The following is a 15174-nucleotide window of genomic DNA, read 5'->3' as shown; positions in this document are numbered from 1 at the left end:
TTTAGTTCTATTTGAATTTGTTGACTCAAATTCCATAAAGACTGCCATTGATATATTTACATTCTAGTTTAGTTCTATTTGAATGATTTTATTTTCCATAAACTTTCTTTCCTCCTTTGGATTTACATTCTAGTTTAGTTCTATTTGAATTTGCAGATGAGGACTCAAAAAAAAAGTTCTTGCTAAATTTACATTCTAGTTTAGTTCTATTTGAATTTCTGTAAATCAAATATACAGAGATGACAAGTTTTTATTTACATTCTAGTTTAGTTCTATTTGAATAATAACGCATAATTCTTTTTCTTTTCTCCAATATGGATTTACATTCTAGTTTAGTTCTATTTGAATGGTCTGCTATTATGAATTTTATCCCTTCTATCCCTGATTTACATTCTAGTTTAGTTCTATTTGAATGTACTTGTTAAGGCGTTTTTTTATTCAGTTTATACAGTAATTTACATTCTAGTTTAGTTCTATTTGAATATTTATTTATTTTATTATCTTATTAGACTAATTAATATTTACATTCTAGTTTAGTTCTATTTGAATGTTTAGTGGTTTACCTGTTGTATTAATAAAGATAAAATTTACATTCTAGTTTAGTTCTATTTGAATAAGGAGCAACAGAGTCAGAAGAAGAAGCTTAACAGATTTACATTCTAGTTTAGTTCTATTTGAATTCCACTCCAGCTGAATATAATTCCATTATTTGTTTATTTACATTCTAGTTTAGTTCTATTTGAATTGACTCAATAGGTGATAATCCATACCAATCATCAACATTTACATTCTAGTTTAGTTCTATTTGAATTTTTCTATCTTCTCCTATCATCGCAGTAATACCTATATTTACATTCTAGTTTAGTTCTATTTGAATTGGCGATTATTTCTATCAAAATCACACATATAATGGTATTTACATTCTAGTTTAGTTCTATTTGAATATCACTATCAAAGAGTACCAATACCTCTTGATATATATTTACATTCTAGTTTAGTTCTATTTGAATTGTAGTATTCTTTGTAGTAATCTCTGTAGTATTCTCATTTACATTCTAGTTTAGTTCTATTTGAATGTATGGAAGAATTGATGGTTCACCATTAAATTATGAATTTACATTCTAGTTTAGTTCTATTTGAATTGCTCTATTCGCAGGTGCATTCTTTGCACATCACAGATTTACATTCTAGTTTAGTTCTATTTGAATTAGCTTTCAAACTCGCTCTGGTCTGCTATTACCAAGATTTACATTCTAGTTTAGTTCTATTTGAATTGTAGTATTCTTTGTAGTAATCTCTGTAGTATTCTCATTTACATTCTAGTTTAGTTCTATTTGAATGTATGGAAGAATTGATGGTTCACCATTAAATTATGAATTTACATTCTAGTTTAGTTCTATTTGAATTGCTCTATTCGCAGGTGCATTCTTTGCACATCACAGATTTACATTCTAGTTTAGTTCTATTTGAATTAGCTTTCAAACTCGCTCTGGTCTGCTATTACCAAGATTTACATTCTAGTTTAGTTCTATTTGAATTTCAATAGCTGAAACATCATATTTAGTTTTGCCTTCATTTACATTCTAGTTTAGTTCTATTTGAATAATAGTAATTATTTCCTCTCTCGTGGCCATATCCTTATTTACATTCTAGTTTAGTTCTATTTGAATCTACCATTCAAACCGAATTCTAATGCGTAAAATAAATTTACATTCTAGTTTAGTTCTATTTGAATGCGTTTTGCTGGAATAACTTAAACAAGCTTATTATGCAAAGCTAATTAGTCGATTTAAATAAAATACCGATAAAAATTAATACATATGTTAGCTTTATAATAAAAAGTCTGATTTTTAAATAACTGTATTTCTGTCATACCTTAAATAATATTACATCATCATATATCGACATAAATTTTAAATATATTATTTGTATTATCATCCTGTATACCCAGAACCGTTTATTCAGCCATCTTTCATCTCTAAATATAAGAATTATCATTAATTAAATGACCAATTTCTACTAATTCACTATTTTGCTCCATGTTTAAATTATGAGTATAGTACCAAAGCTTTATTTTACATACAATGTAATAGTATATTTCTAATCCAGTTATTGTTGATATAATATCACATCCTAAGAAAAATTATCTTGTTTTTGAGTATTTAATATTTTTTAATTTCAACTCCCTTCTCCTTTGAGTAATTACAAGGGAATACAGGTATTTTCTCGTGTTTTGAGAGTTGAATATCTTTTTTATCAGAACCTTGATTTTTTGAATATTTATCGTAGTCAATATTTACTGTTAAGTCTAAAATTCTATTTCTAGCTAGACTTCGTTGTTTTTTTAGTTCTAGTTTTTCAGCCTTGCTTAATTTATTATCTATTTTCATATTTAATATGGATAAAGACTCCTTTATCAAATCCTCGTTTTCCTCATATATGACTTGTGGAATAACAGTACAAGTTAAAATATTTCTAAATTTGTATTTTACCTCGGCTTTGCTTTTCTCATAATCTTCAATATTATTAACATACTCCATTGTTTCAATGATTTTTTTAAAATATGTTGTATCCTTCACTTTGTTTAGATTATAAACCGAATTTATCATTCTGATTTTATCTTTTTCAGATATTACTCCATCATATTTAATAACTTCGGCTTTAGATAAATTAAATATTTCTTTATCTATAACATATCCGATTCCACTTGGAGCTATTTCAGGTTCACCAACAAATACAAAACAATTGTATTTTTCTTCTTTTAATTCCCTTTTGCGATAACATCTTCCCATTCTTTGAAAAAGTCCATTCAGATCAGATAATTCTGTTATTAATAAATCAAAGTCAATATCTAGAGAAGCTTCAACTACTTGAGTTGCTATCCATATTCCACAGTCATCTGATTTTGTATCACCGATTTTAAGTATTGCTTCCTCTTTTTCGTTTCTATCTTTTTTAATAAAAGCACTGTGTATTAAATCAACCTTATCAGCAAATGGTTGTAAACCATCATATAATTCTTGAGCCTTTCTTACTGTATTAACTATTACAAGTACTTTGTTGTTCGTGTACATATTAATAATAAATTCGGGATTCAAATTGTTTTCAATAACTTTCATACTATGTCTATTATATGTTTCGTCTATAAAAATCTCTTCGGGTAAAGTAAACTCTATTTCCTTTTGCCGCAATAAGTCTACTATAAAACTTGGCAATGTTGCTGTCATTATTGCAAATTTCCCGCCTACTTCTTTAATATATTTTAATCCAATAATTAGATATGCTATTAACTCTGGTGAATACATTTGAACTTCGTCTATAATTACTTTAGAATATGCTAAAGTTGCTAATTTAAGTTCAAAGCCTCTATATCTATAAACAAAGTCAAATAATTGATCTAAAGTACATATGGTTAGTGGCATACATAATTGTTTAGTCTTGCTGAAATATTCTTCAAAATCGATTAAGTCATCATCTAATTTAATATACTCGCTATAAGTATCAGAATGCAATAAACCGACTCTTTCTTCTATATTTTCTACAACTATATTGTCCTTGATCCTTTTATAAATAGAGTTAATTGCTGCTTTTAATGGCAATGTGAAAAACCCTTTATTATCTCCTATCCACAATAAGCCTGCTTCAGTTTTACCCATACCAGTTTGAGCTACAACTATAACATTTTCATCGCTATGCTTATACATGTATTTTTGTAGATTATTCCAATCAGCATTTTTTTGATTTCGCCAACTATCCATCATTCTTTCTAAAGAATTAATTAAAAAATCATTCTTGTATTCTACATCCAAATGTGCACTTGCTGAATAATCTATTCGATTTAGAAGGCCTTTTATTAATACATATTTATAAAACATTGTTTTATCATTTCTTTTATAAATATAGTCGTAATTAAAATATTTCTTAGATATTTTTTTTATTTTTACATCCTCTAATTTATCATAATGGAATTCCTGAATTATTTGCTGTATTTCATCTAACTGATATTTATATTCTTGCTTATTATATTCATATTCTCTTTCATGATGATAAGCTATCGCTGTGGCAAGTACTTTAATCTCTCTTTCGCTTAATCCCTTTTTCATTAAAGTATTTGGATCTAAAAATGAGATGCTTAAAAAAGAATGAGGAACTTCTTCTATGTTCTTTAAATTAGATCTAATATCTTTATTACCTATTTTTTCTTGGAATTTAGGATTTATCTTGCCCAAATCATGATATAAACATGCTACATACAACATATCCCAATCTATTTCTAGATTAGGATATGTTGACTTTAAAATATAATAGTTTCGTATTAAATTATCAGTGTGTTCTTGGATTGTTTCTTGTGGGTTTGATTTAGCTAAAAACTCCATTTTATTCTCCTTATAAAACAAAAATTGGGTTTCCATCCTCATCCAATAAAGCATAAGAATCTTCTACTATATTAATATGAGATGTATAAATGACATCTACCTTACTCCAGTTTCTTATTGTTTTATTTTTTATATTCTGAAGTTGATAATTTTTATTTAATTTGAATTTTGTACCTCTATATGAGACCCCTGAAGCACCACCTTGAAGTATAATACTATTATCTTCAAGGTCAGAACATTTAATATAAGCTTTTATATTAGGATCAAGTTCAATATCTTCCTCTAATTTTCCTTTGTTTATGTTTACCATTTTTACTTCTTTTATAGATGCTATATCCTCTCGTCTACCTAGAGATATATATTCCCTTGGGTTTAAAAAGGACTCAAAAATTATATCTAAATAAGCTTCTTCTTTGGGTATAATATGGATCATTAGATTTACATCAACTAATAATTCAGTATACCCTGGACCTTCCACTACACCATATTCATCTACTTTAAGTTGATGTCTTGTTTGATCATATGTCATTCCATTTTTAAACTCATAACGAGTGAATAAATCTAAATGTCTTGAGAAGTAAGAGCCTTGGATACTCACATCCATTGGTATATACTCATCAAACCCACATATATTGTGCACCATACCTATTACAGTTGATGGTGGTGGCAATGGATAGCTTTCTTTTAGTTGAAAACTAGTAGGTTTTCTATAATTAGCTGTTTCTTGTTCGAGTACTATTCTAACAGCCTTCATAGTACTCATCTACCTTGCTCCTTACAATATTAAAGAATTCTGCCGTTGTAGTTGCTCCTAGTTCATTTATAATTTGATTTTCATTTTTAAATGTATCTTTAACTATACCACAATAAGTATCTTTTTTTATCCTGTCATTCATAACACTTAGAATTGGCCCTGTAGGTATCTCTAAATTTCGTACGGTAACTGTATTAGCAAATATAGGATTTTTAATGTCGTAAACACCACCTATAACAAATAATGGTTTTAAATCTTCTCTTCTCCCCCTAATGTCTCTATATAAAAATTCAACAGTTGTTAATAATTTTTTTACCCTTCTAGATTTTTCTTTATTGTCGATAAATATATTATCGACTGCGTCTATCCCTATTTGATCTAAATCTGCCACGATAGTATATCTATAAAACGATCGATGTATTTCAGCTTGAGCAATATTCATATTTGAGTTTATCCTATCTGCTAATCCTTTGTTAGTAAGATAATCTAGATCTCCTCTAAATGGTTCTAATGAAATAGCATTTGTCAGTCTAACTTTAGCAGAACGTTTTTTACCAGATGTCTCTTTCATTGTTTTAAGATAACCAAAGAAGTCTATCTCTGGGTATTTATCTATAGTCGCATTCTCATGAAATTGTATAACTTTTTTATCTCCGCTACCAGATGCTATTACTTCTGCAAGCTCTTCTCCTAGTTGTTCAACAATATTATACCTTATAGCTTGTCTAGATATATATGTATATTGATCTCCTTTCCCTCTAGATAATTTTTTCAATGCGGAAATATTCCCTATTGATTCTCCATAATTTGCACTCTCTGCCTCAAATACTATAGTTAAACATAATCCTTTGGGTTTTAAATTGTTTTCCATCTTTTTCCTCCTTAATTCTTATTATTATCATTTTTATTATTGTGGTTCCCAGAAATCAATCCTGTCACAAATGCATATCCAATAGTCCTGAAAGCTTCATCATCTTTTAAAATTTCTGTAATGATCTTTGGTACTTGTTTGCCTACATATAAATAGCAATTTAATACTGTATCCATAAAACTATTTTTGTTATTAGTTTTTAAAGCATTTAACAGTCTGTATGATATACCAGTTATTTTGTTTTCGTTAGATTTTGCCTCATATTCAGCCCTCAGATAATATCCTTGAGATTCTGCCTTATCAACTATTTCACTTTTCCATTCCTCCATACTGCTTAACCCCCTTAAGTAATTAAAATTAATCACTAAAACATTTGCAATATCCTTGCTTGAATAACTTGTATTGTTGTTTTTCCCTAATTTATATGATAAAAGCTTATGAATTAGAAGATATAAATTTTGATTGTCTAGTAAAGCGCCCGTCACTTCTTCCTGCAAATAATGTCTATTTTCATTCTCAACATAATATTTTCCGAATAGATAATTTAACTGTTCTTTATTTTTATGAATGAGATTTAAAATATTAGAATTCAAGAGGCTAAATTTATATTTATCATTTTCTAGTCTAATCACTTGAATGTCTGAGATTTCATACATAGTTGATTTTATCATTTCTTCATTGATCGATTTTATAAATGCACTATACGTTGAATTTGAACTGTTTTTTAGAATTTCTTCTTCTATTTTTCTATTTATAGAAGTTAAGTTTTCTATATCATTATTTGCATTCACAAATATCCCTTTATTGCTAGTAAATATAAAACCTGCAGGTACACAAGAATAAACTAATTTACATATTGGGCATATTCCCAAATCGAAAAAAAAGTTCCAAACATGTGAAGTTTTTCTTCCAGTATCAAACCCAATGTTATTCATAAAGCTCATGCTATTATCTAAGTTAGATATAGGGCTATTACAAGTTGCACATGAATAGTCATATTTGGTTTTATCTTTTTCCAGATAATCAAATATAGGATCAATAAAATGATTCTTGTATGATATATATGGATCTAATTCCTTATCATTTCTGTTTAAAAATGCTACACCATTCCAAGAACGGTTTATATAATTATATATAGTATTTCTTGCTGCTAGATACTTTTTTGCTTTTAGCTTCTTTAACTCATTGATTATAATTTCTATGGTTTCAAAAGCATCTAGTACTGGCTGATGATTTTCATTTGATATTTTTTTTACGTTTATTTTTGTTAGTCTTTTTTCTAGCTCTGTTAAGTCATTTTCCGATTCTAATAATGGATACATTTTAGTAAAACTATTACTTTTTAAGGTTTTCTTAATATAATCTATTTGATCATTTAATTTTGCTAAGTTCTCTTTATCTAAATTATGTAAATCATTTTGCTTGTAATATTTTATAGTATTCTCAAAATCAACTATCTTCCCCCATGGTATCAATTTTTCATATTTATCAATAAAATAAGAAAAATACTTTTCTTCAAAATCATTTAAAGCTTCTTTATGAAAAGTTATACTGTCTTTACCTTTAACTATTGTATCATCTGAATATGTTAAAATATTATAAATGCCTACAATCCCTGCGTTATACAACCAATCTTCTAAATGAAGTGTTATTTTTTCTTCCATTTTCCCCCTCCTTCCTATATTAAATCTAACATCCCAAATCCAGTTGACCTTTGAGAGCAAATTCCCGCCTTATAAAAATAGTCTACTAAGTATTGCTTGGCTTCAATCCTTAGAATAGCTAAATTTGCTGGAATTACTATATCGTAGTGTTTAACTCTTACCTCTTTACTCTTTATTACGGATAATTTTAAATCATCTAAATCATATTTTGCTTTATCACCAAATTGCTCTAATGCTTGAATTTTAATGTTATGTAGGAAAACTTCTTTTCCTTTTTCAGTTTCAAGTAAATGGTACCACGTTTTTTTGTTGTCTCCGTTATGCTCCCTTATTGAAATTGGGCTAATGGTTTTGAATGTAGCATAATTATCAAATATCGGTTTTTCCTTTAAATTAATTATATTTTTAGCTGTTATGGAATTCCCTTTAATATCTATACTTTTGTTGAGAATACCTATTATAGAATTGTAAAACATTAAAGAATCATAATTGTCATATGATGAAAATTCTAAATCAAATGAACATGAAGGGATAATTATTTCATCTCTTAGAAACTTCGCTTGTGGCATATAAGTGCTAAATGTGAAACTTTTTTGTTTGGTTTGATTCTCTTCATAAAGTGATTTGTAATAATCTATGTCATATTTACTATAAGCAGATTTTAAAAACGAAAGAATTATCCTATTTTTATCCTTAGGTATGCTTTCATTTTGAAGATTGAATTTAACTCTAAATCTCATCTTCCTTCCCCCCTTTCTATATTTGTTCTACGCAGCCAAACCCTTGTGAATTTTTACTTCCAACGCCTGCTTCTAATGCCAACTCAAGTAACCTTCTGTCACCTCTTAGTTTGAATTTCCCAGAATATCCCTTTATCAAGAAATCTTTGTAATAAATGATATTTAAGTTAATTTTAGAAATAGGTGTTATTGAAAACTCCATATCACTAAGTGAAACATTGTAGTAAGCTTCATATTTTTTTACTATATTTTCTTTTACAATTCTAGAGAAATCGTTTTCATTTGGTGAAAAGTAGCAAGTGTATTTGCTACCATTTTCTCTAGAAAAAGTTGAATAAGCGACTATCGGTGATATAGTGCTAATCTCTATTTCATCACTTTCTACCTTCTGCTTTTTTAATTGAGTACGGTTGACAGTTACTTTGTTGTTCCCAAGATTTAAATCATCCTTTTGCAGTATATATGTGCCGAATGAGTTGATAAATTCTGGTATGGGAGATTTTACAACCCATTCGACATTCTTACCAAAATATAATTTAGAATTTTTTACTTGTCCTTTTGTCAAAATATTTGAATATGTGAAAAGCTTGAAATTTCTATTATTTAAGATGTAACCTCTTTCATGTAAAAACTCTGCCAAATCATCACTTATATTACTATAAATAAATCCTTGAAGTATGTGATTGTAGTGAATTGGCAAAATAATATGGTTTTCTGATTGAAAAGTTATTCTTAATTCCATGTTACACCTCTTGATCTGTAATTAACTCTTCTAGAACCTTCCTATAGAGTTTAAATTTTTCGCTACCTAACACCTTTTCTCCTTTTTTTATATTGTACTTTATGTCTTCAATCTTTATCCTTCTTGCAACATTGTTTGTTTTTACTTTTTTAATATACTCTTCGTAGTTCTCTTCATCTTTCTTATACAGCGCTTTACAAATTTCAATAGTTTGTTCTGAAAATCCATTTTTTACTAAATCGTCTATTGAAAGCCTTCCTTCTTCCAATGCATCATGAAATAATGCAGCGATTTTCGCTTCATTAGTCCTCATCTTAAGGGCTATGTCTATTGGGTGGGATATAAATGGAACTCCATTCTCTTCTAATCTCCCATCATACAATTGATATGACAATTCAATCGCCCTTTCGACATTCATCTTATCACCCCCAAACTTTATTTTTTTACGTTCATATCCTCTTGTAAAGATTTTACCATATATTTAGGCAATATATTGTCTTAATTATATATTTTGTTTAAATATTCTATATCTTTTTTTATTTCTTCTTTGAGATCAATTGGTTCTATTACACGTGCATATTTCCCCATGCTTAAAATCCAAGATTTAATCTCCTTATATCCTGCCATTTCAGCTTCATAAATTATTTTATCTTCACCTATATCAGTTATTGAATAATCTTTTGAAAAACCTTTCTCCTTTACTAACTGACTAAAAGGATAACTTATTTCAACTTTGAATTTTACTAATTCATCATTTATAATTCCAAATGATGAATTTAATTTCTCATTGATGTTTATTGTTTTATCTACTTTGAATTTTTCCTCTAAAATAGATATTTCTTGAATTCTTGAAAGTTTAAAATACCTTAAATCTTTTCTAAGCTCACAGTAACCAAAAAAATATACAGCCAAATCATATTCAAATACCCCATATGGATGCACTATTCTAGTTTTTTCTGAGTCTGATTTATTTTCTAACGGTTTATACTTAATTTCAAGTTTTCTCCTTTCATTAATAGCTTTGTTTATTATTTCCCATGATTTCAGTTCTTTTTCTTTTACTAAACTAGGTCTCACAATGTTTTTCGAGAAAAATCTAATTTCTCCTGACCCTGAAGAGAAATTCAATATCTTTTGTGTGAATTTATCGAATACTGCTGCATGTGGATAGTCTTTGCTTTTTATGAGCTCATTTACCATTTTTAAAGTGTCCATTTCTTCTCTAGTTATCCCAATAAATGAAAGCTCTAGTGGCATATCTAAATAATATCCTCCATCTGGTCCGCGTTTTGAAGATATGTAAAACCCGCATTTTTCTAAGTCTTCTTTGTAAGTTTTTATCATTCTTTCACTAACTTCTAATTCTCTAGCCAGTTCTTTTACTTTCATAGACCCATTTTTATTTAGAAGTTTTACCATATTAATTGCATTGGATACCCTAGACATATGACCACCTCTATCACCGTTTTTAATATATTTTCCCAAATTTATGACTTTTATTCACTAATCGAATTAATTAGATTTACATTTAACGATTAATAGGCTAAAATATGAACATAATAAAAATTCGAGGTGATTAAATGAAGAGTTTTGAAGAAAAAGTTTCTGATTATGCCAAATTAGTTGTTGAAGTCGGCATAAATGTTCAAGCAAACGAGCCACTTGTTATTACAGCTCCTGTGGAAGGCGCTGAATTTGTAAGAGAATTAGCGAAATTCGCCTATGCAAAAAAAGCATCTGAAGTCTTTGTAAATTGGAATGATGATGTACTGACTAGGTTGAAATACGAAAATGCTCCCATGGAAGTTTTTGAGGAATTTCCAAAGTGGAGAGCTGATATGATGGAGTATTATGCAAAAAAAGGTGCCGGTTTTATTAGCATCCATGCCGATGATCCAAATTTACTAAAGGGAATCGACACAGAAAAAATAGCTGCGGCTAATAAATCTTCCAGTATTGGACTAAGAGAGTTCAGAAAGTATACTATGAATGATATAAATTCATGGTGCGTTATTTCCATACCTACTCTCAATTGGGCTAAGAGCTTGTTTCCAGATCTATCAAGTAAAGAAGCCGTAGAAAAACTTTGGGATGCTATTTTTAAAGCTACTAGAGTAGATTTAGATGATCCTGTTGCTGCTTGGAAAGATCATTTAGAGTCTCTTGAAAGAAGAATGAATTATTTAAACGAAAAGAAATTTAAAACTCTTCATTATACTTCATCTAACGGGACAGATCTTACTGTCAATTTGCCAAAAAATCATATTTGGGCCGGTGGTGGTGGTAAAAATAGCGAAGGTGTTTACTTCGTTGCTAACATGCCAACCGAAGAGGTTTTTACTATGCCCCATAAATATGGTGTAGACGGCGTTGTGTACAGTTCAAAACCACTTAATTACTCAGGAAATTTGATTGAAGATTTTAAATTGGTCTTTGAAAATGGCAAAGTAGTAGACTTTGATGCCAGAGAGGGAAAATCCATATTAGAAGAAATGCTCAACATGGACGAAGGTGCTAGAAGGCTTGGAGAAGTGGCTTTAGTTCCATATTCTTCCCCAATCCAAAAAGCAGGCATATTGTTCAAAAACACTTTGTTTGATGAAAATGCAAGCTGTCATTTTGCACTTGGGAAAGCTTACCCAACCAATATTGAAAATGGTGTAAATATGAGTGAAAAAGAATTAGATGAAAACGGAGTAAATGATTCGTTAATACATGTCGATTTCATGGTTGGAACTAGTGATTTGTCGATAGTTGGAGAAACTGAAGACGGAGAAGAATATATAATTTTTGAAAATGGAGAATGGAACATATAGGCTGCTTTTTGCAGCCTATTTTATTGTAAGCTCATGTTCCTTTAAAATATACATCTTCACTAAACCACACAATACTGCAATGGCAGTTAACCTTATTATATGATTTATAAATTCATTTTTTATCCAAAGAGCGATAGCATTACCTAAGTCATTTCCTACGATAATGCTAATTAAAAATAAAAGAAAAATTATCCCCGTGCTAATTATAGATAAAAGCATTATTATGCTGAATATTTTTTCTAAAATTTCACCAATCTTAATTTTCATTTACTTCACCTCCTATAAAAATGGCACAGGGAGAATGTTTAAAAGTATTAGAATAGCCACTATTAAGTGCCCTAATACCCAATATAAAGCTAACTTCATAGAACTTTTCATGTCAGCTTCTGCAATTCCTACAGCAGGGTATAGAGCTAATGCTAATGGAGGTGTCATACCTTCCATCCCACCAGTTATTGCAGGTAAAATAGCTGCAACTAAAAGAGGATTTAATCCAACATTAACTAAGCTAGCAATAATGATACTTCCAAATATAGCTACTTGAGATGAACCCGGAAGAAACATGCCAAGAACCATAGTAAATATTGGGAAAAATATTCCTAACCCAATCCTCCCCATATTAAAGTTGTCTATATAGGCTCCTAGATTTTCTGCTAAATTTATCTCTGTGAATAGTGCTGAAAGCGAATAAGCAAAATATATTGTTGCGGCGACAGGAACTATATGAGGAATTGAGTTTCTAAAAAAAGATGTTAATTTTATATCTTCCTTTGATTTGTCATATCTTGCTATTATAAATGTATATATTGCAGCTATTCCAGGTGCAAAGATAATAACTAAATTTGAAAAAGCATTTGCTCCGTCTTCACCTAGCCTTGATGTTATGAAGGTTTCCCCTAATGTAAAATCAACTAAGAATGGTGCAAATATTAAAATTGGTATTATTAGTGCTTTCCAGCCTTTTTTAAAGGATTCTTTTATACTTGGAATGTCTTCTTTGTCTAGTGCGTCTACTTTATATTTTCTACATAACAAATACAATAATACTAATCGTTGTAGAATAAACCAAATCCCAACTCCCCAAACTGCAATCCAAAAGTTTGAAAGATTGAATTCTCCAGGGAAAAGAGCATCTAATACTCCAAATGCTAAAAGAATTGTTCCAGAAGGAGGAAGAATAGGCCCTAGGGAACTAGCTGACATCTCAACAGTTGCTGCTAACTCTCTTGGAAAATTGGATTTTATCATGGCAGGTATTGTAAACACACCATCTGCCACAACATTCCCAGGTCCAGTACCTGACAGAGATGCCATAAATGTGCTAGAAATTAAACTCGCATACCCAGCTCCACCTTTAAATCTACCTACTATAGAGAGTATAAAGTTAACTATGTCCTCTATCACTTTAGTTTCGCTGAAAATATAGGCTAGTGCTAGAAATTCAACAATTGCAAAAAATAGCGTATTTGTGGATGGTTCAATCAGATATCTACCTAAATTTCTAATGTTTCCAGTGATAACAGTAAGTAAAACAAGCCCAATAAACATGGCCTCATATATAGGTCTTTTTAATCCCATAAATACTACAGTTATCACTGCAAGTAAAATGATTATATATAATATTTCAATAGGCATAAAATCACTTCTTTCCCCTGTTATATGCTAATAGAACTAATTTCTCTATTAAGTCATCATATTTAAGCCCTGATTTTTCAGCCATTTTAGGAAAATCACTGTATCCAGGCTCAAGTCCAGGTAGAGTATTTATCTCTATAAAATAAGGGTTGTTATATCTATCTAATCTCACATCTGCTCTTGCATAATCTCTAAGTTCTAATGCTCTAAATGCTCTTTTAGCATATTCTTTTAATTTTACTTCAAGTTCCTTATCAATATTAGCTGGACATTCATACCCTGCTGCGTCTTTTGCCTTTATGCTTACAGTCATAAAATTAACTTCCATCTTAGAATATATAACCTCTAATATTTCAAACACTTGAATGTCTTTGTCTCCTAATATACCTATAGTAAATTCCCTGCCATTTACGTACTCTTCTACTAGTGCTGGTTGATTGAATTTGTCTATTACTTCTTTTATTTTTTCGTAAAGAGCTTTTTCATTATATACGACACTTTCATTATCAATTCCTAAGCTCGAGCCTTCATGTTCGGGTTTAACTATCAACGGAAATCTCAAATTCCCATCTAACTTCGTATCATCACTGTAAAATAGCTGAGAATTTGGAGTTGGAATCCCCATCTTTCTAAATAGCACCTTGCTGATTTCTTTGTGAAGTCCAAATATGTGGCTTGACAAGCCACTCCCGACAAAAGGTATATCAAGTAATTCAAGCATTGCCACTACATTGGCTTGTTCTTTTTTATTTTTAATCCCAGTACATGCATTAAAAATAACATCCAAATTTTTTTCTTTAATTTTGATCAACATGTCAATATCAGCAGGTATCATTATAACTTCGTGGTTTTTATTTTCTAATGCTGATTTTATGGCCGCTACAGTATTATTCGTTTGAATATTACCATGAGGATCAAACAAACTATTCCTTTTATTGGTATCAGTGTATACTAACCCCACTCTCATTTTAAAACCCCCTTAACTCATTTTCATCCTCCAGTCAATAAAATTATCAACTACTTTATCTAAATATTTTATAGTTCTCTCATCAACAAACTCATCTTTTTCATTGAATAGAGTCTGTACATTTGGTATGAGAACTAAATTGGAAGGTAAGACAAATGCATTTAATCCAGGTGAATTTAGAACTGTTCTTAAGTCCATTTGACTTCTTGCAGTTCCTACATTTCCATTAGATGCTCCAACTATAAATACAGGTTTTTTTGCCAACACTCTATCTCCCCTAGAGCACCAATCCAGAGCGTTTTTAAGCCCTCCAGGTATTGAGTGATTATATTCTGGACTTACAATTAGAACTCCCTCTGCATTTTTTATTTTTTCTTTGAAATCAATAACTTCAACAGGTGGATCTTTTTCAATATCTTCATTAAAAATTGGCAAATCAGGTATTAGAATTTCAATGTTTAATTTATCTTTATACCTATCTTTTATAAACTTTGCTATTTTTAAATTATAAGATTCTTTCCTCAAACTTCCAACTATAGCTACTATTTCCATAGAAATCCCCCTTTTTTAGATATTTACCCCAAAGTAAAAAAAAGCACCAAATAATTG

At 29.6% G+C, this 15174-nt stretch carries 14 protein-coding genes; 1 reads left to right on the top strand and 13 read right to left on the bottom strand.

Going from position 1 to position 15174, the window contains the following annotated elements; all coding sequences use genetic code 11:
- Positions 1–1978 precede the first annotated feature (1978 nt).
- From E4100_RS09565 to E4100_RS00115, 9 genes are all read right to left on the bottom strand, one after another.
- A complete protein-coding gene (locus E4100_RS09565) occupies positions 1979–2098 on the bottom strand; it encodes a Dna2/Cas4 domain-containing protein (protein WP_425596605.1) in 120 nt (39 codons plus the stop codon).
- A gap of 64 nt (positions 2099–2162) precedes the next feature.
- Complete coding sequence (gene cas3 / locus E4100_RS00150) at positions 2163–4376, bottom strand: CRISPR-associated helicase Cas3' (protein WP_135269748.1); 2214 nt, start codon at positions 4374–4376, stop codon at positions 2163–2165.
- 10 nt (positions 4377–4386) lie between these two features.
- On the bottom strand, positions 4387–5139 hold the full coding sequence (gene cas5b, locus E4100_RS00145; protein WP_245196327.1) for a type I-B CRISPR-associated protein Cas5b: 753 nt from the start codon (positions 5137–5139) through the stop codon (positions 4387–4389).
- Positions 5117–6001, bottom strand: coding sequence for a type I-B CRISPR-associated protein Cas7/Cst2/DevR (cas7i, locus tag E4100_RS00140; protein WP_135269747.1), 885 nt, complete (start codon positions 5999–6001; stop codon positions 5117–5119). The genes cas5b and cas7i overlap by 23 nt, the downstream gene beginning before the upstream one ends.
- 11 nt (positions 6002–6012) lie before the next feature.
- On the bottom strand, positions 6013–7665 hold the full coding sequence (gene cas8a1, locus E4100_RS00135) for a type I-B CRISPR-associated protein Cas8b1/Cst1 (protein WP_135269746.1): 1653 nt from the start codon (positions 7663–7665) through the stop codon (positions 6013–6015).
- 14 nt (positions 7666–7679) lie between these two features.
- Complete coding sequence (gene cas6 / locus E4100_RS00130; protein ID WP_135269745.1) at positions 7680–8405, bottom strand: CRISPR-associated endoribonuclease Cas6; 726 nt, start codon at positions 8403–8405, stop codon at positions 7680–7682.
- Between the two features lie 16 nt (positions 8406–8421).
- Positions 8422–9147, bottom strand: coding sequence for a CRISPR-associated endoribonuclease Cas6 (cas6, locus tag E4100_RS00125; protein WP_135269744.1), 726 nt, complete (start codon positions 9145–9147; stop codon positions 8422–8424).
- Between the two features lies 1 nt (position 9148).
- The gene (locus tag E4100_RS00120) at positions 9149–9565 is read right to left on the bottom strand and encodes an HD domain-containing protein (RefSeq protein WP_135269743.1); all 417 of its coding nucleotides are present in this window, start codon (positions 9563–9565) and stop codon (positions 9149–9151) included.
- Positions 9566–9645: 80 nt separating this feature from the next.
- On the bottom strand, positions 9646–10593 hold the full coding sequence (locus E4100_RS00115; RefSeq protein ID WP_135269742.1) for a helix-turn-helix transcriptional regulator: 948 nt from the start codon (positions 10591–10593) through the stop codon (positions 9646–9648).
- A gap of 134 nt (positions 10594–10727) precedes the next feature.
- On the opposite strand from E4100_RS00115, the gene E4100_RS00110 reads away from it, so the two are divergent.
- Complete coding sequence (locus E4100_RS00110; protein WP_135269741.1) at positions 10728–11963, top strand: aminopeptidase; 1236 nt, start codon at positions 10728–10730, stop codon at positions 11961–11963.
- Between the two features lie 15 nt (positions 11964–11978).
- Here E4100_RS00110 and E4100_RS00105 read toward each other — a convergent pair whose 3' ends face one another.
- From E4100_RS00105 to E4100_RS00090, 4 genes are read right to left on the bottom strand one after another with little or no spacing between them, the layout of a single operon-like run.
- The gene (locus E4100_RS00105) at positions 11979–12230 is read right to left on the bottom strand and encodes a hypothetical protein (RefSeq protein WP_135269740.1); all 252 of its coding nucleotides are present in this window, start codon (positions 12228–12230) and stop codon (positions 11979–11981) included.
- Between the two features lie 12 nt (positions 12231–12242).
- On the bottom strand, positions 12243–13598 hold the full coding sequence (locus tag E4100_RS00100; RefSeq protein ID WP_135269739.1) for a TRAP transporter large permease subunit: 1356 nt from the start codon (positions 13596–13598) through the stop codon (positions 12243–12245).
- Between the two features lie 4 nt (positions 13599–13602).
- Positions 13603–14565, bottom strand: a complete 963-nt coding sequence (locus E4100_RS00095) for a D-alanine--D-alanine ligase family protein (protein WP_135269738.1) — start codon at positions 14563–14565, stop codon at positions 13603–13605.
- A 12-nt stretch (positions 14566–14577) separates the two neighbouring features.
- Positions 14578–15117, bottom strand: a complete 540-nt coding sequence (locus tag E4100_RS00090) for an NADPH-dependent FMN reductase (RefSeq protein WP_135269737.1) — start codon at positions 15115–15117, stop codon at positions 14578–14580.
- Positions 15118–15174 lie beyond the last annotated feature (57 nt).

It is taken from the genome of Soehngenia longivitae (assembly GCF_004684055.1).
In the GTDB taxonomy this organism is placed as follows: domain Bacteria; phylum Bacillota; class Clostridia; order Tissierellales; family Tissierellaceae; genus Soehngenia; species Soehngenia longivitae.
Note: the sequence above shows the minus strand (reverse complement) of the source record. Positions and strands in the feature narration are given on the sequence as shown.